We start from the raw sequence: 17,782 nt of genomic DNA on the forward strand, positions 1-17,782 counted from the left end.
AGAGCATTAAATCAAGTGAGGTGACTGTCATGAAACAACTTAATATGATCAATCTTTTTTCCATGTTGCTCGGATTATGGTGCTGGTTTGGTCTCATCGGCATCCAGCAGGTTGCTCAGGCAGAAACGACGAAATACTCAGAGACGCTTAAAACTGAGTATCAATATGCTGTAAAAGTTAACTGTTCGCTACTGCTACCGCACCAGGATGGTAACTTAGCAAGAGGAATTTATCGTACGGCTGTCAATATTCATAATCCCACCGATAAGAAAATTACCATTGCTGCCAAGGTGGCGCTTGCGACACAATTTGGTTCCGAGCCAGGTCCCTTCGATGTTACTCCATTCAAGAAAGCTGTTCTTCAACCGGACGGAGCGGTCGGAGTTAGCTGTTTTGATATTGCAGGCTACTTTTGTCCGATTAATAGTGTTTGTGTAGATTTCGCATTTTTAGAGGGATTTCTGGTAGTGAAAAGCCCTGTTCCATTAGATGTCGTGAGCGTATATACCGCTCGGCATACTGACGGAGAAGTTGAATCTATGGCTGTTGAAACAATTGAACCGCGAAAAATTCACGATACCGTTAAGCTGGAATCAGCAGTACCTATCAAACCTGGAGAAGGAAAACGGATGGATTATCCACCCAAGGGGGGAGCGGATTATTATGATCAGAAACCAAAACAAATGTGTGGCGGAATTGCCGGTTTTCCCTGCCCTGAAGCCATGAAGTGCGTGGATGATCCTACAGATGATTGTGATCCAACCAAGGGTGGCGCCGATTGTGCGGGCGTCTGTGTGAAATAACTACAAGTAAGCATAAAAATGGTTCAGCAAGATGTGTAACAGTTGACTTGCTCCCGCTTGCTGGACTATCAAGGAAAAGCGTCATGAAACCATTTGCTGTGATTCTTATGGGTACGTTATTCCTTCAGAAAAATTCCATGGCAACGTCACAGGAGCCTTTCGATTTGAAAAACATGACTTGCTATATTTCTATAATGAACACGAATGACTGCACAGGGATACCAACACTTCATTCCGGGGTGCTGACTATTTTAAAAGAAGGCACTTTTGAACTGAAGGCACAGTATGAGGGGTGCTTCATGGCTGAGAAGGTGACAGAATCAGGAAAGTATGAGGTATTCCGTTTTAAAGAAACGATGAGTCTTGAACTTCTGACAACAAAGACAATGGGAATGAAAGATGCAATAGCAGATTTTCCCAGAACGCTTGGGTTTGCAAATTTAAATTACGATAAACTGAATGGGTACTTTGTTGACATATCTGCTGTGATTCGTGGGCATGGGCGCCATCCGGAAAATATTATTACCTCGAAATTGCAATGCGAGGTGGATGAATGACCCAATCACCAGGTACTATCCCTTTACGGACTTGACAAGAGTTGTAGCGGTTAATGCAGTAATAATTCTTTTTATAAGAACAGATCAATTTTGATTAATTCAGAAAAGGAGTTCACAGCATGGCACACCATAAGGAAGTTTTTGAAGGTTGCACGATTGAAATAAAGGATGATACCAGCGTATCGATTAATGGTAAGGAAATTTTTTATCAGCATGATGCGGCAAAAAACAAGTGGTCTTCGAAATATCTGCCCTATACTCAGTATGATTCGTTATTGGAAATGGCTAGAGCAATCGTTCGCGATAGTGTTGAGTTTTCCCACGTAGAAGAATAGTTTGAAACACTAGAAGAAGGAGGAAATTCTTATGGCTATTAGAAAGGATGCAAATACCCTGACTGCTGCTGAACGAGCAGAATTTGTTGCCGCTGTTCAAGCTTTGAAAGCCGAAGGTATCTATGATCAATTTGTCCTCAGGCATGCAAACGCTCCTATGAGCGCCATTCATCGGTGTTCGGCCTTTTTGCCCTGGCATCGCCGCTTTATTTTTGATTTCGAGCTAGAGTTGCAGCGTGTCTCAAGCAACCCAAATCTTGGGTTACCTTACTGGAACTGGCCATCAGGAGGAGCAAATGCTTCCATGTGGAATGACGATCTTCTCGGGGGAGATGGTGATGCTGGTGGAGTCGTCCGCACCGGACCATTCCGGGCTGGCCAATGGACGGTCATTAATGCTAGCGGATTACCAGCCGGACCGCTGATGCGGGCTTTTGGCCAGAATGGGTTGCCAACCTTGCCTACGCAAGCGGAAATCGATCAAGTCATGGCTGTTACGCCTTATGACACGCCTCCCTGGGACATGAACAGTAATCCAAGCTTTCGTAACCAGCTTGAAGGCTGGATAGGTCCCAATCTCCACAACCGGGGACATGTCTGGGTCGGCGGTTCCATGTTGCCGATGACATCGCCGAATGATCCGGTGTTTTTTATGAATCATTGCATGGTCGATAAAATCTGGCATGAGTGGCAAATACGCTTCCCGAATCAAGGTTATCTTCCAGCAGCTGGTGGTCCCTTTGGACAAAACCTTACAGATCCGATGGGTAGTACCCCTACAGGACAGGTTGGGCAGCGTCCCATCGATGTGCTGGATAGTGCCGCCTTGGGCATTGTGTATGACGATGCCGTTGTTCAGCCTCAGCCAGAAATACCGCTCATTGTTGTTGGAGCCGGCCCCACGCAAGCTGATATTGGAACACCGGGAGAAACCGATGTTTTCCGGTTCGAGATTCCATCTTTCGGTCCGCATACTATTTATACCACTGGACCATCTGATACTTTCATGACTCTGTTCGGTCCTAATGATCCGAATGTCGAAGTGACGTCGGATGATGATGCCGGTGAGAATTTCAATGCACAAATCACGCGGAATCTTTCGGCTGGCACTTACTATCTGCGCATTCATCTTTATAGTCCAAGCACTACGGGAAATTATGCGATTGGCGTGCGTTCTGAAGGTACCAGCCCTAGTCCAATCCCTGAACTCATTGTCGATGGCGCAAGTATCAATGCAGCTATTTCCGCGGCCAATGAGAGCGATTTATACCGGTTTAATATAACCACTGAAGATACCTATACCATTGAGACGAGCGGGACTACCGATACCATTATGACCTTGCATGGCCCTAACAGCCAGATACCGGAAATTGACAGAAATGACGATGGCGGAATTTCCTTAAATGCACGTATTCGCCGCCAGCTCGCAACAGGTGAATATTTCGCGCGCGTGAGACACTACTCACCTATCGGGACAGGAGCCTATTCCATTCAGCTAATTCGAGGGTGATATTAAAAAATTCCTTTAAGTTACAATTCAGAAGCAGACTTCTCAGATTTTTCTCTATCGAGCTACCTCCATCTTTACCGGAGGGAGCTCAATTGACCCTGGTTTGTGACTCTGCCTAAAAAAGAACTGTAATTCCTCTCTAGATAATGAAGTCACGAGATTAGAACGATGAGATTCTTGTAAAAACACAGGGATTTCATATGACATATTCACACCGCAGACATGACATATCAGAGGAAGTATGGGCGCAGCTAGAGACACATCTGCCTGGACGCCAAGGCGTTTGGGGAGGGCTGGCCAGAGATAACCGGCAATTCATCAATGCTGTTTTCTGGATTATGCGCACGGGTGCGCCATGGCGGGATTTACCGCCGGATTATGGCGATTGGAGCAATACGCACCGTCGTTTTATTCGCTGGCGCGACAAGGGCATCTGGGAAAAATTACTGGAAGTGCTGATTGACGACCCGGATTACGAATGGCTGATGATTGATGCCAGTCATTGTAAGGTACATCCTCATGCTGCCGGAGCCAGATGCGGGAATCAAGACATGAGCGGCACAAAAGGGGGCTCAATACCAAGATACATCTGGCCGTGGATGCGCATGGTATGCCGGTCAGAGTTTTTATTACACAAGGTACCACAGCGGATTGCACGCAGGCTGGCCGCCTGATCGAAGGGCTTGATACGGATTATTTACTGGCGGATCGCGGTTATGACAGCAATGCGATTATTGAACAAGCAAGAAAACAGAGCATGGAAGCTATAATTCCTCCAAAGAAAAGCCGTGCAGCGCAAAGGTTCTACGATAAGGCATTGTATAAATTGCGGCATCTTGTAGAAAATGCTTTTCTGCACCTCAAGAGATGGCGCAGCATCGCCACAAGATACGCCAAAAATACCACCTCTGTTGACACCGGTCGAAAATTGACCAGAAAAGGCTAGTTGTAACGGTTGAAAATTGACCAGGTAATTTCCGTATCCTGCTTAAATTTTAGGCAGGAGAATTTAAGAGGTGATTACCATGGTTATGTATGCAAAGATACGACGGATGTTTTACCGTGAACATCTGTCAATTAATGAGATTCAACGAAGAACGAGTTTGTCGCGGAACACGGTCAAGAAGTGGTTGAAAGTGCCAAGCGACAGCGCGGTTAAATATCAAAGGGCGAAGAAGCCTGGCAAGTTGACACCGTTTGAATCCAGGTTAATGTTAGCGCTGGAAGCGGATGCGCGTCGTCCGAAGAAGGACCGGCGCACGGCGTTGATGTTGTTCAAAGAGATATTGAACGAGGGTTATACAGGCGGTTATACGATTGTATGTGACTTTGTTCGCAACTGGCGCAATCGAGGGAATCAGAGTAAAGCGGCGTATGTGCCGCTGAAGTTTGCGCTGGGTGAAGCATTCCAGTTTGACTGGAGCGAAGAATGGCTGGTGATCGGCGGCATCCACCGCAAGGTACTGGCAGCCCATACCAAGCTATGCGCCAGCCGTACTTTCATGTTGTCGGCTTATCCGTCACAAAGTCACGAAATGCTGTTTGATGCGCATACCCGGGCATTCACTACTTTTGGTGGTGTGCCGAAACGCGGCATTTACGACAACATGAAGACCGCCGTGGACAAGGTGTCTAAGGGCAATGGACGTGTGGTGAATACGCGCTTCTTTGCGATGACGGCACATTACCTGTTCGATCCTGATTTCTGCAATGTGGCTTCCGGCTGGGAAAAGGGTGTTGTCGAGAAGAATGTTCAGGATATGCGCCGCCGCATATGGAATGAAGCCAAGCAACAACAGTTTGGCTCATTCGATGACTTAAACAGATGGCTTGAAACGCGCTGTCGCGGACTGTGGTCTGAAATCGAGCATCCGGATTATGCGGGCATTACCCTTGCCGATGCACTGGAACAAGAACAACTGTACCTGATGCCGATGCCAGCACCGTTCGATGGCTATATCGAAGTATTGGCGCGGGTATCCAGCACGTGTCTGGTTACATTACTGCGCAACCGGTATTCCGTTCCCTGTCGTCTGGTCAATCAGGTGGTGGCCGTTCATCAGTATGCCGACCGTATCGAGATCGTCCATGACAATGCCGTAGCAGCCTGTCATAGTCGTCTGATGGATAGCGACCAGGTCAGCTATAACTGGCAGCACTATATCCCGGTCATTGAGAAGAAACCGGGGGCCTTGCGCAACGGTGCGCCATTCGCCGAACTACCGGCACCTTTGCTGCAACTGCAGATTGCACTGAGGCGCAGAGAACGTCAGCAGGCCGATCGAATCATGGCAAAAGTGCTCAGCCTGGTGCCGACGCATGGGCTGGAAGCTGTGCTGGTCGCTGTTGAACTGGTGCTGGAATCCGGCGTGCCCAGTGCCGAGCATGTTGCCAATGTATTGGCACGGCTGAAATACACCGACGTACCAGCGTCAGTGGAAACAACACTGAAACTCAATGAAGAACCGCAGGCCGATACGGCGCGCTATGATCGTTTGAACACCAAAGAGGTGCCGCATGTCAGACATACTTGCGCAATTCAAAGCGCTGAAATTATATGGCATGGCCAGCTCCTATGCTGAACTGAGGCAACAGAATACGCCCGATGTCGCTGACAGTTTTAATTTCGCAGACACACTGCTAAACCAGTTACTCCAGGCTGAAACAACCGAGCGCAACCTCCGTTCCATTCGCTATCAGACACAAGCTGCCAGATTCCCGGTGCAGCGCCACTTACAGGGCTTCGACTTCAGTCAGTCCAAAGTCGATCAGCAACTGATTCATCAGCTGGCTACAATGGAATTTACAGCCGCTGCACAGAACCTGGTGTTGGTCGGCGGCACCGGTACTGGCAAAACACACCTGGCCATTGCCATCGGCACTTCAGGCATCCAGCATCACAATAAAAAGGTACGCTTCTTCAGCGCCATCGATCTGGCCAATAGTCTGGAACAAGAAAAATCAGCGGGCAAACAAGGCAGGCTTGCCTTGCGGCTGTTGCAGATCGACCTGGTCATTCTCGACGAACTGGGCTATCTGCCATTCTCACAAGCCGGTGGCGCACTATTGTTTCATCTACTCTCCAGGTTGTATGAACGTACCAGTATCATTATCACCACCAACCTCGCATTCGCAGAATGGAGCATCGTATTCATCGACGCCAAAATGACTACAGCGCTGCTGGATCGACTCACACACCATTGCCACATCATCGAAACCGGCAACGAGTCTTTCCGCTACAAACAAAGTACAGCCAATGCAAAGATCAGAATACAGCAGCGGGAAAAAGAAAAATATTCTCCAGAAGAAAATCTGGTCGATTCGTAGTCAATTACAACAAACTAAAACATCAACAGGAGGCAAATTACCAATCCAGTCTGGTCGACTTATCCACAGATGCGTAGTATCCTGCGCTCTATTTTCCCCTGGTCAAATTTCAACCGTAATGGGTGGTCAATTTTAAACCGGTATCAACATCTGTTAACCTTCTTTTTAGCTAGCCATGCTCCTCCTTCGATTGATAGCGGATCACGGTTTTTGTGGTATACATGAAGAACTTGAATAATTTCTACCACCGTAAATTGAGCTTTTCCGCAATCTGATGGAATTTTTGTTTGGGGAATTTGAATATAACCCCAGAACTTGTAATCATCTATACACGTAATTGTCTCATTAGAGTCGTTGAAAAATTTGCATAGGGTGCCATCAAATTCTATGCACAAGCGAATTTTTCCTAGTTTGGCTAATTTAATTACATATGCTTTACTTCTTTTCTTATTGGAACTTGAAGTTAAAAATTCTGCGGCATCTTCAATGGTGCAATACTCGTGGTCTGACATAGCACTCCTTTTCAGCGCCCTTTGAAAGAAGCCACTGTCAGGCCAGCAAAGGTATCTGGCTTTTTCCTCCGTCGAGGTAGGCAGCGGCTAATCGTTAATTTAAGCTTGCTGAATATAGCGTAGCGCTGTAGCAAAAATACTTATGGTGTCGGCTGATCCCGTCGGATGAATGGGGCGGATAGAATCGGGTATGCGGTTGCCACCAGGGCATAAATCTTTAACACCTATTTCGTTGGAGATACGCTCAATTTCTCCATAGCTATCGAGGCCAATCAGCAGGGCATGATTGATTGCTTTCTGTTGTTCAGCGTCGATACTAAGTTCATGATTATCAATTATCTTGTGCCGTATTTTTAGTGCCTCAGAAATGATTGCTGCTGTTTTATGGTTTATAACCTCAATAAAAGCATCGCCATTTTCATCGTTAACAGCCCACTTATTATGAGGTGCATCTATGCAATACCAAATTTCAAATGGATCGCAATTATCCGGATATTGCTCTGCCAATTGCTCGGGTGTTGCTTCGTTGTATGCTGTAGAATCTTCATTAGCCATGATTCAAACTCCTTTATAGTTTGTGTTGTGGTTAGGGGCTCAAGTGCTATTACACTTGATAACCCCGCTTTTACCTGAATCCGTCAGGCGGCGGTTTGGGTTCGTTATGCAGCCCTAAAAGGTAATATTGATGCTCCTGTCTTGATCCCATCCAAATAATCAGCCCAGTCCTGCATCATGCGCGCCCGTGGTTCCAGATAGAGAGCATGGTTGTAACTCGCTGAAACGGCATCACGCTTGCTGTGTGCCAACTGCAATTCGATATGATCATGGTTATACCCGCGTTCATGCAGGACCGTTGATGCTATCCCCCTGAAGCCATGTCCGGTCATGCGTGAGTGATAGCCAAGCCGGTATAGTGCATACAGTATGGTATTGTTGCTCATCGATTTGCCGTTCCTGCGTTCGCTGGGAAAAAGTAAGACTTCATCGGCTGCCAGGCTCTTTATTTCCGTTAGTACTGCAATAGCCTGATCGGATAGGGGTACGATATGCGGTGTTTTCATCTTCATTCGTTCAGCCGGTATGCGCCATTGTTTTTTATCCAGATCGATTTCATCCCATCGTGCACCAATTAATTCACTGGTTCGCACAAACGTTAACGCCATCAATTGCAGTGCCAGCTTGGTTAATGGCTGGCCGTCGTATGAATCGATTTTATGCAGTAGTTCTGGTAATTCTTTCTGATCCAACCGTGCATAGTTGGTTTTCTTGGTGGGTTTTAGTACATCGGAAGGCTTGATATCCGCTGCTGGGTTGCGTTCTGCCAGTCCATGTGCCACGGCATAGCGCATGATCTGATTGCAAGTGGTTAATGCGCGTTTGGCAATATCTAACGCACCCCTGGCTTCAATCTTCTTGATTGCCATTAATAACATGGGTGCGGTTAATTCAGTGACAGGCTTTCTACCGATAACCGGGAAGATGTCCGCTTCCAGTCTCCGGATCGTATAACCTGCATGGCGTTGGTTGCGTGCTGCGCTCCATTGAGTCCACCAAAGACGTGCTATTGATTCGAAGCTATTGGTTGCCGCCATTGCCTGCTGCCGCTTCTGTTCTTTTCGATTGTCGGAAGGATCAATACCTTGTGTCAGCAATTCTTTGAAGCGGATGTGTTCTTGTCTTGCTGCGGCCAACGATATGGTCGGGTAGAAACCCAGGGATAACATCTTTTCTTTATCGTTAAAGTAATAACGAAAACGCCAGCATTTCTGACCATCTGGCTGTACCCATAATGCCAGCCCCTTACCGTCTGGTAGGTTGTAACGTTTATCCCTGGGCTTCGCTGCTTTGATGCTCGAATCAGTGAGTTTCATGCAATCTCCTGAATACCGGTAAACACACTAAAAACGGGTAATAAAAATACGGGTAATTTATTACCCTTAAATATACCCGCTTTTCGATTATGTTACCCGCTTTACTCAGGGTTGCCAATAGTTGGCTAAATTACTGCAAGATTATTTATTTCAAAGAGGTTTTTTGGTGTTGCTAGGTATCTATTGGTGTATCTGTGGCGGAGAGAGAGGGATTCGAACCCTCGATAAGCTTTTTGTGCCTATACTCCCTTAGCAGGGGAGCGCCTTCGACCACTCGGCCATCTCTCCGTTAATTTGTTGAATGCAATCGTAGAATAGTTTGTTGATCAATTCTTCTGATTGAGTTTAAGGGGCTTGCTCAAGATCAAACGCTTTATGTAGAACCCGAACCGCCAGCTCCATATATTTTTCATCGACGACAACCGAAATTTTTATTTCAGAAGTGGCGATCATTTGTATATTGATTCCTTCTTCCGCTAATACACGAAACATTTTGCTTGCAATCCCCGCGTGTGAGCGCATTCCAACACCCACGACAGATACTTTTGCAATTCTATCACCTCCGAGTACATCACGTGCACCAATATGAGGTTGAATCTTTTCTTTCAAAATATTCATCGTATTGTTAAATTCATTGCGGTGAACAGTGAATGAGAAGTCGGTTAGACCATCATGACCAACGTTTTGTATGATCATATCCACATCGATATTGGCGTCTGCTACGGGACCAAGAATTTGATATGCAATCCCAGGATGATCTGGAACACCCAATACAGTAATTTTTGCTTCGTCGCGATTAAATGCGATTCCTGAAATAACCGCTTGTTCCATATCTTCATCTTCCTCAAAAGTAATCAAAGTGCCCTGGCCTTTATCTTCAAAGCTTGATAAAACTCTCAGTTTCACTTTATATTTTCCTGCAAACTCGACAGATCTTAATTGCAAGACCTTGGAGCCAAGGCTTGCCATTTCGAGCATTTCTTCAAAAGTTATGGTGTTTAACCTTCTTGCTTCTGCTACAACACGTGGATCAGTAGTGTAAATTCCATCAACATCTGTATAAATTTGACATTCATCCGCTTTTAGAGCTGCGGCCAGCGCCACTCCGGTTGTATCGGATCCGCCGCGACCAAGTGTTGTGATGTTGCCTTGCTCGTCTACACCCTGAAATCCCGCTACGACCACTACATAACCCGCAGCAAGATCAGCCCGGATTCTGTCTTCATCGATATTTAAGATTCGAGCTTTCGTGTGTGTGCTGTCAGTTAAAATTTTAACTTGTGATCCTGTATAGCTTCTAGCTTGGATATCGAGTTCCATTAATGCCATTGCCAATAATGAAATGGATACCTGTTCGCCGGTGGAGATCATGACATCCAATTCGCGCGGATCCGGATTCACTTGCACTTCATGAGCCAAAGCGATCAAGCGATTTGTTTCACCGCTCATGGCTGAAACAACAACTACAATTTGGTGTCCTTGTGAGTGAAATTTTGCCACTCTACGGGCAACATTCTTTATCCGTTCGGTGCTTCCGACTGATGTGCCGCCATATTTTTGTACGTAGAATGCCACGGATTAATAACTCACTTTATTTCTGAATTGGAAAACCGCAGGATTTTACACACTTCCTTCAAAGAAAACCAGATTTTGCTTTTCTACCTAGTGCTCCGGTTTGAGATTTTTCCATACCTCAAGCGTATCAAAATTTAAATAAAGCCCCTTGTTTACCATTTCTTGTGACTTGATTTTTCTCATAAGTTGATGAGACAAAATGATTTCATATGGTTAATTCTTATTCTCAAGTTTTTTTGTTAAAATCTCCAGCAACTCGCTATTAATCCAGGCTTTCCTTGGCAAAGCCCAGAGTTTGTCATGGGCGAATTTTCTGCACTGCAATGCATTTTCTTCCGGCATGAGGATAACATCGGCTTCTGGTAGATTAATCTCGTGTTGACTAAATCGATGATTTTCAGCATAAGAATGCAATTTTGCATGGAGGCCTTTGTTTTGCATGAGGTCAAGGCACCAACGAGAGTTATCAGCATCAGTTACAATATGCAGCTGCTTATTTTTAAAATGGGAAATGGATTGCTGGATCTCGGGCTTAAGCACGTTATACACCATTTCATCTGTCAGCTGCATAGTGTTGTAGGTTTTACCCCATTTGCTCATATCCGGGTAATGATCAGGTTTCCCATTTGTTACGAGAATATCGGATTTTTTTAATTGATTAAGATTGATACGTAGCGGTCCCGCGGGCACCGAGAGTCCATTGCCAAAACTATGTTCACTGAAATTGACCGTTATGATTTCTATATCGCGTTCAAGCCGATAATATTGCATACCGCCATTACAGATGATGATATTACATTCCGGGTGGGCGTTCAGTAGTGCATGGGCGGTGGCTATTCTATCTTTTCCAACCCACACCGGACAGGATGCCCGACAGCGATGAGCCAGCAACAATGTTTTTCCATCGATACTATACGGATCACTCTCGGAAGTTATTTCACGTGGCAAGTCGGGGGTATCGGAGTTGTCGTGCGTTATAATTCCCGGTTGATAACCTTGAGTTGTCAAGCAATCCACTAACCAAAGCAATAAAGGCATTTTGCTGCCATCTTCGACACTGATACTATCAATCACAATGACAGTGACGGGTAATTTCACCGAGGGAAAAATATCCAACCAATAACAAAGTTTTTTCAGTGTCAATAAAAAACCATAGAGAACACTGATTGGCCACAAAAGAAAATGCAAAGGAGTAATGCGATACCAATAGAGGTCAGATAATTTCATATTTTACTTCTACTCAAGAATTGTTTAAGGTGGCTAGGCAATTTGAAAAAATGATTCAATGCGGCATAAAAATTTTTACACGGCTTATATTCCGCATGCAACAAAAATTATGAGCAAGTCCCGAGCCAATCATTAAAAAAACAACTTCTACAGTTTTTAAATCGATGCTATTTATACTGATGATCCGGATGATGATATGAAATCTTGCATACCTATATTGCGATCACAGTTGATGCAGCGTTTTTAAAATTAAAAGACAGTACATATTAAGCTTATGAAAATACCTGTAAATCGATTGCTTGTACCTACTTTGTCAGCGGATGGCAAACCAAGAAAACCGCATCATATTGCATATACTGACTGGGGTGACCGCGAGAATCCACATGTTGTGATCTGTGTTCATGGATTGACGCGTAATTGCCGTGATTTCGATTATCTCGCGCACGCGCTGCAAACGGATTGCAGGGTAATTTGTGTTGACGTGGTGGGCCGGGGTCAAAGTGATTGGCTGCAGGAGGCGCAGGATTATGAATATTATCCTTTGTATCTTTCGGATGCGATAGCTTTGCTGAACCACCTTAAATCTCAATACACAACGGCAATAGTGCTGGATTGGGTGGGTATCTCCATGGGTGGGTTGATTGGCATGGTGCTGGCTTTGCAGCAAAATTTACCCATGTCGATCAAAAAGTTGGTTATAAGTGATTTAGGCCCGCTTATTTCTTCGGTGGCATTAAAAAGAATAGCCGAATATGTGGGTAAGGATCCCCGTTTTGTTAGTTTTGAGGAATTTAAGAATTATATGAAACTGATTTCAGTTTCATTTGGCCCCTTAACTGATGAGCAATGGACTCATATGGCGATTCATAGTGCCCGTGCGTATCCTGACGGCTCATACGGTTTTCGCTACGATCCAAGAATTGCAGTGAGTTTTCAAACGCATGAGATTACAGACATCGATCTGTGGGCACAATGGGATCAGCTCAATGTTCCTACATTGGTATTGCGTGGAATGGAATCCGATATTCTGTCGGCAGAAACGGCTGAGCAAATGAAAGTGCGTGGCGCAAAAGCCAAGGTAATTGAATTGCCGGGTATCGGTCATGCTCCCATGCTGATGGATGATAACCAGATCAAGATCGTGCGGGATTTTATTTTGAATGTGCGTGACGGCGCAGTTTGAATTTCTACATCATGCAAATATCGCAATAAGAAAGATTTTAACGATAACGGCAGCTAAATCCCACTGACGTTATCGTTAGGTCCTGATAAGAAATTAGAAACGAATATTATATTGAACGTAGAAAAGATCAGGGGAAATTCCCGGTCTTTGTTTGTCCAGGAATTCACCGCGCCACATTTTTGAATAGCCTACTAATACATCCTGGTGGCGATTTATATGGAGATTTAGGCGGAAATCAAGTTCATCTCCGATATGACTGCCTGACTGACCTGTGACATCCTGTAGTGTTGCCAGACCGGCAGCGTTGTATAAATAATCGCGGTTATTAGCCAAATAGAAGCGGTGGTATTGCGTGATGAATGTTATCCATGGCATCGGTTGCATAGTAAATTGAGCGTTGATGTCGTGCATATTTTGGCGTCCGATGCGATCCAGGAAACCCAGATAGTAATGGCCGAACGGAAACAACTGATTGAATGTGTTACTTCTGCCATCTTTAGAGTTGCTATCGCCGGATGCAAAATCATAACGTATCCAGCCTTGCGGATTCATCGGTAGCGGTAAACGATAACCAAGGCCGGTCGCTACCGCAAAAGCGGAAATATCGAGATTGGAGCGCTGACCGAACTGATACATTCCTTCCAGTTCGTACAAGAAATTGTCAAAATTTCCAGCTACGCGGCCACCGATCGTATGCGTATCCGCATTACCTTGTAGAATGTTTCCTGCGAGTATATTAGTAGCTGCAAGATTACGATCATTGATTAAGCTTAGAAAGTAAAGATCGATTAAGTGGCCGGGTTTTGGCTTATTCGTAGCCCACAAGCCAAAAAAGTTTTGCTGCGTATCCCAATTATCGACATTGCCTTTCTCAATAACCATCGGGCGCATCCAGAATGCATCCAGATCCCATTCTGCCGTACGCCAGAAAGCTTTCACACCCTGGAATGTTCTGCGCGTATTAACCCAATCCAACGTGGAAATCAGCCTTTGTGAGCCGTACATAAGCTCTTGCCGGCCGACACGAATATATGCCGGACCATTATTAACGGTGGCCAGCTTGATGTCGGCAAACATATTTAAAATATCGGCATGATTCCTGTCAGTTACCAGTGGAGGCAGTTCAGAACCAAAAGCACGCGCGTCAATCAGTTCTGCAAATAAGCGCACCCGGTCGCGATACCATAAATCTGCATGAAAACGTGTACGTAACAGATGGAAATCGTTATTGGTACCTTCCGCATTCAAGCGGCTGTCGGTTTCATGAGTGTAGCGATACCAGAAGCTTCCGCCAAAAGATAGCAACCAATCACTGGCTAAATGAATTCTCTTAACCGGATCAAACAGGTCTTTTTCATGCTCCGGATTGTCCAGATAACGAAAGTCTATGTCATAGGCCGGCGTGGTTAAGAGCGCAAACGGTGCATAGGGTGCAACGGGCGGTTTTTCACGCTTATTGCCGGTAATTAAATCCCATAGGGAAAAATAGCCAGGGCCTGCAGGAGGTAACATAAATAAGCCGGGGCGTGATGCCGGACTGACCGGGGGTACCTTCGACATATCGAATTGACCTGGAGCAGGTTGCGCTGCTGCGAGGGGAGGCGAACTGGTGCTTGCGGGCGCCGGGTTTGTGGCATAGGCTTGAGAAACCAAGCACATAGCAGCAGTAATACTAAAGCCGATAATATTGAATAATCTGTGTTGCATTTTTTTTATCCAATGTATTCTTAACCCAGCGGAGGGCTCTGCTGAAAAAGAAGACATGCGCGATGAACTCATTACAAAACTCCTGTTATTGGGGTGAATATGGTGTTACAGAGGCAAAAATTGTTGCTGGCAGAGTACTTTTTGAACAATTTGGGTTGCCATTATAAGCGATAAGCTCTTTTCTTAAAGTCCGGATATAATTTCTTTATAGATTTTGATCGGATACTTACGCGTGTTTTGCATTAATATCAGTGATATAAAATGTAAGTATTGATTAATATCAAGGAACTTCATTCTGTTGTAAATTGGCTACATTAAAATCAAGATAGCGTTACAGCAGAAAATTCGAAAGATGATTTTATGGATTAATTTTTACTGCTATCCCCAGGGCTTCAATTCTTTTTGCGTAATCTTTCAGCCAGGATTCATCCACTGTTGATAGCTGAACTGCTTCAGGTTGCAGGGAGGGTCGCGCTATGCCATACAATAAAACGCCTTTGAGCGGAATTTTATGATTAATCAGTTGTTGCAAGAAATTCAAATAAGCGACTATTTCCTCTTCGGCAGGAGGCAGGGCATTTATCTGAAAAACACAGGTTTGTAACCACGTGGGGCACAATGAAGTGGCTATCCGCAGATGATCATTAATTTTCCTCAGACTGATCGATGTATTGTTGATGTATTGTCTCGCTGTTGCCAATGCGCGATCGAATTTGAACCAGACTTCGCCATTTAATTCAGCCATCTGTTTCAGGCCCGCTTGTACAGTAGGCCGATAAATTAGGCTACCGTTGGTGATTAATACGATTTTCAAATCTGCCGGTAATGCAAAGTCTTTCTTGACGCGACCAATCAACTCGATAACTTGATCAAATTCTTTTGCACTGGTGGGTTCACCGTTGCCGGATAAAGCGATATCGTGGATTTTTCTGGCTTCCGGGGGTACTTGCTTGTGCATGAAATCGCCATGAATCAAATCGCGCAAGAATGATTGCAACTCGGCTTCCAATCTGCTCAGATCAATGCGCGGAGCTGAGCCACGCTTAAGTTCCGGCACCTGGCAATATATGCAGCGCCAGTTGCAGGCATTATTAGGATTCAGATTAATTCCGATTGAAACTCCGCCCGCACGACGCGATATCACCGGATAAACATAGGTGAGTCCGGCACTATCGCGACTGTGATTAATGGTATTCAATAAGTTAGGTTTTGGTTGCAATGTTACAATCTCGTTTATTTAGCACTAGTAAAATTGTATCTATGTTAATCACACGCAAGTTGGAATTTGACGCAGGCCATCGCATTTCAACACATAACAGCCAATGCCGACATTTACACGGACATCGCTATTGTATTGAAATTACCTTGTCGGGTAACATTATCGCTGACGAAGGCGTAGCACAGCAAGGCATGGTCATGGATTTTGCCGCAGTGAAGCAAATTGCCAAATCTACTTTGGTGGATTACTGGGATCATGCATTCCTGGTTTATTCCGGGGATAAGAAAGTTTTGCAATTCTTGCAATCCATTGAAGATCATAAAACGGTTGTGCTGGATGTTCAGCCTACCGCAGAGAATCTGGCATTGATCGCTTTTAACATTTTGGATGATGCTTATCAAGATAGCTATGGCAACCATCTGCAATTAGAACAGGTGCGCTTGTTTGAAACGCCCAATTGTTGGGCTGATGCAGTGCGCGGAGCACGGTAACTTTTAACTTATTTTACTGTCATGTTTATAGATTCACATTGTCACCTGGATTTCCCCGATCTTGCCAAAGATCTTGATCAATTATTAGTTAATATGCAGGAGAACCAGGTTACGCATGCGTTATGCGTCAGTGTCAATTTGCGTGATTTTCCACGGGTACTTGCGTTGGCGGAAGCGCATCACAATCTGTTTGCCTCAGCAGGCGTACATCCTGATTACGAACATGAGATTGAACCGTCCGCGCATGAATTGGCAAAGCTGGCCCATCATCCCAAAGTCATTGCCATCGGTGAAACCGGTTTGGATTATTTTCGCCTGCAAGGCGATATGGAATGGCAGCGGGAGCGTTTTCGCCAGCATATTCGCGCCGCATTGGAAGTAAACAAGCCTTTGATCATTCATACGCGTTCCGCTGCCGCAGATACTTTGCGCATTATGCGGGAGGAGGGCGCTAGCCAGGTAGGAGGTGTGATGCATTGCTTTACCGAAACCCGGGAAGTTGCCGAGCAGGCGATGGCAATGAATTTTTACATTTCATTTTCAGGTATCGTGACATTTAAAAACGCGATTGCATTAAAAGAAGTTGCCAAGAGTATTCAATTGGATAGAATGCTGATTGAAACCGATTCGCCTTATCTCGCTCCAGTGCCATTTCGCGGCAAACAGAATCAGCCTGCGTTTGTGCGGCATGTCGCGGAAGAAATCGCGCGTTTACGCGCAGCGGAGTTAAATGACATTGCTATTGCTACCACAAATAATTTTTTCAACTTATTTAAAATCCATAGAAATGGCCTACCTACTTAAATTGCATATTCTGGCTGCATTCATAATCACATTTCTCAGTGGGCCATTGACTGTTTCCGCCGGTATTCAGGAAGATTTAATCTGGGCCATAGAAAAGGACAACTTATTCGAAGTCTCTAAATTGCTTAACAAAGGCGCTAACCCTGATGTTCCTGATAATGAAGGCTACACGCCATTGATGATTGCTGCAAAAAATAAAAATTTGAAGCTCGCGCAGATATTGATTGAAGCAGGTGCAAAACTGGATATTCGGAACGGTTATGGTGAAACAGCCATTATGTTGGCTAGCTATCATGGCCAAACCGAGTTGGTAAAACAGCTCTATATCAAGGGTGCAGAAATCAATCATGACGGATGGAACCCTATAATCTACGCCGCATCCGGCGGGCACTCGCAGATTATCCGATTGTTATTGAGTGGCGGCGCCGATATTAATTCGGCAACCGACAATGGGACGACAGCGTTGATGATGGCGGCCAGAGAGAATCATTTGGATACGGTTGCCTTGTTACTTGAGAATGGTGCAGATTTGACGGTTGAAAATGAACATGGCGACAATGCCTTGGCTTGGGCTGAAAAACAAAATCATCAGAGTATTGTGAAATTCCTTAAAAACTATGGAAAATCCAAGTAAACCGGTTGTAAGCACTAGTTCCTGGTA

The 17,782-nt window shown here is 45.1% G+C and carries 18 protein-coding genes and 1 tRNA gene; 11 read left to right on the forward strand and 8 right to left on the reverse strand.

Annotated elements, in window-relative coordinates; all coding sequences use genetic code 11:
• The first annotated feature begins 29 nt into the window (after window positions 1-29).
• From CPG39_RS01330 to istB, 7 genes are all read left to right on the forward strand, one after another.
• Window positions 30-803: a Kazal-type serine protease inhibitor domain protein gene (locus CPG39_RS01330; RefSeq protein WP_096291688.1), complete on the forward strand. Its 774-nt coding sequence runs from the start codon at window positions 30-32 to the stop codon at window positions 801-803.
• Between the two features lie 83 nt (window positions 804-886).
• On the forward strand, window positions 887-1,360 hold the full coding sequence (locus tag CPG39_RS01335; protein WP_096291689.1) for a hypothetical protein: 474 nt from the start codon (window positions 887-889) through the stop codon (window positions 1,358-1,360).
• A 119-nt stretch (window positions 1,361-1,479) separates the two neighbouring features.
• On the forward strand, window positions 1,480-1,695 hold the full coding sequence (locus tag CPG39_RS01340) for a hypothetical protein (protein WP_096291690.1): 216 nt from the start codon (window positions 1,480-1,482) through the stop codon (window positions 1,693-1,695).
• A gap of 31 nt (window positions 1,696-1,726) precedes the next feature.
• Window positions 1,727-3,205 carry a tyrosinase family protein gene (locus CPG39_RS01345; protein ID WP_096291691.1) on the forward strand — a complete coding sequence of 493 codons (1,479 nt, stop codon included), beginning with the start codon at window positions 1,727-1,729 and terminating at the stop codon, window positions 3,203-3,205.
• Window positions 3,206-3,405: 200 nt separating this feature from the next.
• Window positions 3,406-4,151 (forward strand): IS5 family transposase gene (locus tag CPG39_RS01350; protein ID WP_197702892.1). Its coding sequence is split into 2 segments (ribosomal slippage): window positions 3,406-3,760 and window positions 3,760-4,151, totalling 747 coding nucleotides; the frame shifts between segments, so codons are not numbered across the junction.
• 79 nt (window positions 4,152-4,230) lie between these two features.
• Window positions 4,231-5,787 carry an IS21 family transposase gene (gene istA, locus CPG39_RS01355; RefSeq protein ID WP_096291693.1) on the forward strand — a complete coding sequence of 519 codons (1,557 nt, stop codon included), beginning with the start codon at window positions 4,231-4,233 and terminating at the stop codon, window positions 5,785-5,787.
• Window positions 5,723-6,532, forward strand: coding sequence for an IS21-like element helper ATPase IstB (istB, locus tag CPG39_RS01360; protein ID WP_096291694.1), 810 nt, complete (start codon window positions 5,723-5,725; stop codon window positions 6,530-6,532). Before istA ends, istB begins: the two co-directional genes overlap by 65 nt.
• Before the next feature lie 143 nt (window positions 6,533-6,675).
• On the opposite strand, the gene CPG39_RS01365 is transcribed toward istB, so the two are convergent.
• The 6 genes from CPG39_RS01365 to lpxK form a co-directional block, all read right to left on the reverse strand.
• The gene (locus CPG39_RS01365) at window positions 6,676-7,044 is read right to left on the reverse strand and encodes a hypothetical protein (RefSeq protein ID WP_096291695.1); all 369 of its coding nucleotides are present in this window, start codon (window positions 7,042-7,044) and stop codon (window positions 6,676-6,678) included.
• A 99-nt stretch (window positions 7,045-7,143) separates the two neighbouring features.
• Window positions 7,144-7,599: a hypothetical protein gene (locus CPG39_RS01370; protein WP_096291696.1), complete on the reverse strand. Its 456-nt coding sequence runs from the start codon at window positions 7,597-7,599 to the stop codon at window positions 7,144-7,146.
• 104 nt (window positions 7,600-7,703) lie between these two features.
• Window positions 7,704-8,915 (reverse strand): tyrosine-type recombinase/integrase, encoded by a 1,212-nt coding sequence (locus CPG39_RS01375; protein ID WP_096291697.1) that lies wholly within the window; start codon window positions 8,913-8,915, stop codon window positions 7,704-7,706.
• A gap of 195 nt (window positions 8,916-9,110) precedes the next feature.
• A tRNA-Ser gene (locus CPG39_RS01380) sits at window positions 9,111-9,203 on the reverse strand.
• 57 nt (window positions 9,204-9,260) lie between these two features.
• Entirely contained in the window at window positions 9,261-10,490 is a 1,230-nt protein-coding gene (locus CPG39_RS01385) for an aspartate kinase (RefSeq protein ID WP_096291698.1), read from the reverse strand.
• A 213-nt stretch (window positions 10,491-10,703) separates the two neighbouring features.
• Window positions 10,704-11,717, reverse strand: coding sequence for a tetraacyldisaccharide 4'-kinase (gene lpxK, locus CPG39_RS01390; protein ID WP_096291699.1), 1,014 nt, complete (start codon window positions 11,715-11,717; stop codon window positions 10,704-10,706).
• Between the two features lie 274 nt (window positions 11,718-11,991).
• Here lpxK and CPG39_RS01395 point away from each other — a divergent pair, with 274 nt between their 5' ends.
• A complete protein-coding gene (locus CPG39_RS01395; RefSeq protein WP_096291700.1) occupies window positions 11,992-12,900 on the forward strand; it encodes an alpha/beta fold hydrolase in 909 nt (302 codons plus the stop codon).
• 93 nt (window positions 12,901-12,993) lie between these two features.
• On the opposite strand, the gene CPG39_RS01400 is transcribed toward CPG39_RS01395, so the two are convergent.
• Window positions 12,994-14,607 (reverse strand): alginate export family protein, encoded by a 1,614-nt coding sequence (locus tag CPG39_RS01400; protein ID WP_419866138.1) that lies wholly within the window; start codon window positions 14,605-14,607, stop codon window positions 12,994-12,996.
• 358 nt (window positions 14,608-14,965) lie between these two features.
• Entirely contained in the window at window positions 14,966-15,826 is an 861-nt protein-coding gene (locus tag CPG39_RS01405; protein ID WP_096291702.1) for a radical SAM protein, read from the reverse strand.
• 41 nt (window positions 15,827-15,867) lie between these two features.
• Here CPG39_RS01405 and queD point away from each other — a divergent pair, with 41 nt between their 5' ends.
• The 3 genes from queD to CPG39_RS01420 are packed head-to-tail and all read left to right on the forward strand — an operon-like array spanning window position 15,868 to window position 17,755.
• Window positions 15,868-16,317, forward strand: a complete 450-nt coding sequence (queD, locus tag CPG39_RS01410) for a 6-carboxytetrahydropterin synthase QueD (protein ID WP_013647439.1) — start codon at window positions 15,868-15,870, stop codon at window positions 16,315-16,317.
• A 21-nt stretch (window positions 16,318-16,338) separates the two neighbouring features.
• Window positions 16,339-17,121 (forward strand): TatD family hydrolase, encoded by a 783-nt coding sequence (locus tag CPG39_RS01415; RefSeq protein WP_096291703.1) that lies wholly within the window; start codon window positions 16,339-16,341, stop codon window positions 17,119-17,121.
• Window positions 17,105-17,755: an ankyrin repeat domain-containing protein gene (locus tag CPG39_RS01420; RefSeq protein ID WP_096291704.1), complete on the forward strand. Its 651-nt coding sequence runs from the start codon at window positions 17,105-17,107 to the stop codon at window positions 17,753-17,755. Before CPG39_RS01415 ends, CPG39_RS01420 begins: the two co-directional genes overlap by 17 nt.
• The last annotated feature ends 27 nt before the right edge of the window (window positions 17,756-17,782 follow it).

The organism is Nitrosomonas ureae (assembly GCF_900206265.1).
Taxonomy (GTDB): domain Bacteria; phylum Pseudomonadota; class Gammaproteobacteria; order Burkholderiales; family Nitrosomonadaceae; genus Nitrosomonas; species Nitrosomonas ureae_C.

Excerpts from the sequence above, each read along its gene's own strand:
- CPG39_RS01330 (WP_096291688.1), top strand. The coding sequence starts at position 30 with ATGAAACAACTTAATATGATCAATCTTTTTTCCATGTTGCTCGGATTA.
- CPG39_RS01335 (WP_096291689.1), top strand. The coding sequence starts at position 887 with ATGAAACCATTTGCTGTGATTCTTATGGGTACGTTATTCCTTCAGAAA.
- CPG39_RS01340 (WP_096291690.1), top strand. The coding sequence starts at position 1,480 with ATGGCACACCATAAGGAAGTTTTTGAAGGTTGCACGATTGAAATAAAG.
- CPG39_RS01345 (WP_096291691.1), top strand. The coding sequence starts at position 1,727 with ATGGCTATTAGAAAGGATGCAAATACCCTGACTGCTGCTGAACGAGCA.
- istA (WP_096291693.1), top strand. The coding sequence starts at position 4,231 with ATGGTTATGTATGCAAAGATACGACGGATGTTTTACCGTGAACATCTG.
- istB (WP_096291694.1), top strand. The coding sequence starts at position 5,723 with ATGTCAGACATACTTGCGCAATTCAAAGCGCTGAAATTATATGGCATG.
- CPG39_RS01365 (WP_096291695.1), bottom strand. The coding sequence starts at position 7,044 with ATGTCAGACCACGAGTATTGCACCATTGAAGATGCCGCAGAATTTTTA.
- CPG39_RS01370 (WP_096291696.1), bottom strand. The coding sequence starts at position 7,599 with ATGGCTAATGAAGATTCTACAGCATACAACGAAGCAACACCCGAGCAA.
- CPG39_RS01375 (WP_096291697.1), bottom strand. The coding sequence starts at position 8,915 with ATGAAACTCACTGATTCGAGCATCAAAGCAGCGAAGCCCAGGGATAAA.
- lpxK (WP_096291699.1), bottom strand. The coding sequence starts at position 11,717 with ATGAAATTATCTGACCTCTATTGGTATCGCATTACTCCTTTGCATTTT.
- CPG39_RS01395 (WP_096291700.1), top strand. The coding sequence starts at position 11,992 with ATGAAAATACCTGTAAATCGATTGCTTGTACCTACTTTGTCAGCGGAT.
- CPG39_RS01400 (WP_419866138.1), bottom strand. The coding sequence starts at position 14,607 with ATGCAACACAGATTATTCAATATTATCGGCTTTAGTATTACTGCTGCT.
- queD (WP_013647439.1), top strand. The coding sequence starts at position 15,868 with ATGTTAATCACACGCAAGTTGGAATTTGACGCAGGCCATCGCATTTCA.
- CPG39_RS01415 (WP_096291703.1), top strand. The coding sequence starts at position 16,339 with ATGTTTATAGATTCACATTGTCACCTGGATTTCCCCGATCTTGCCAAA.
- CPG39_RS01420 (WP_096291704.1), top strand. The coding sequence starts at position 17,105 with ATGGCCTACCTACTTAAATTGCATATTCTGGCTGCATTCATAATCACA.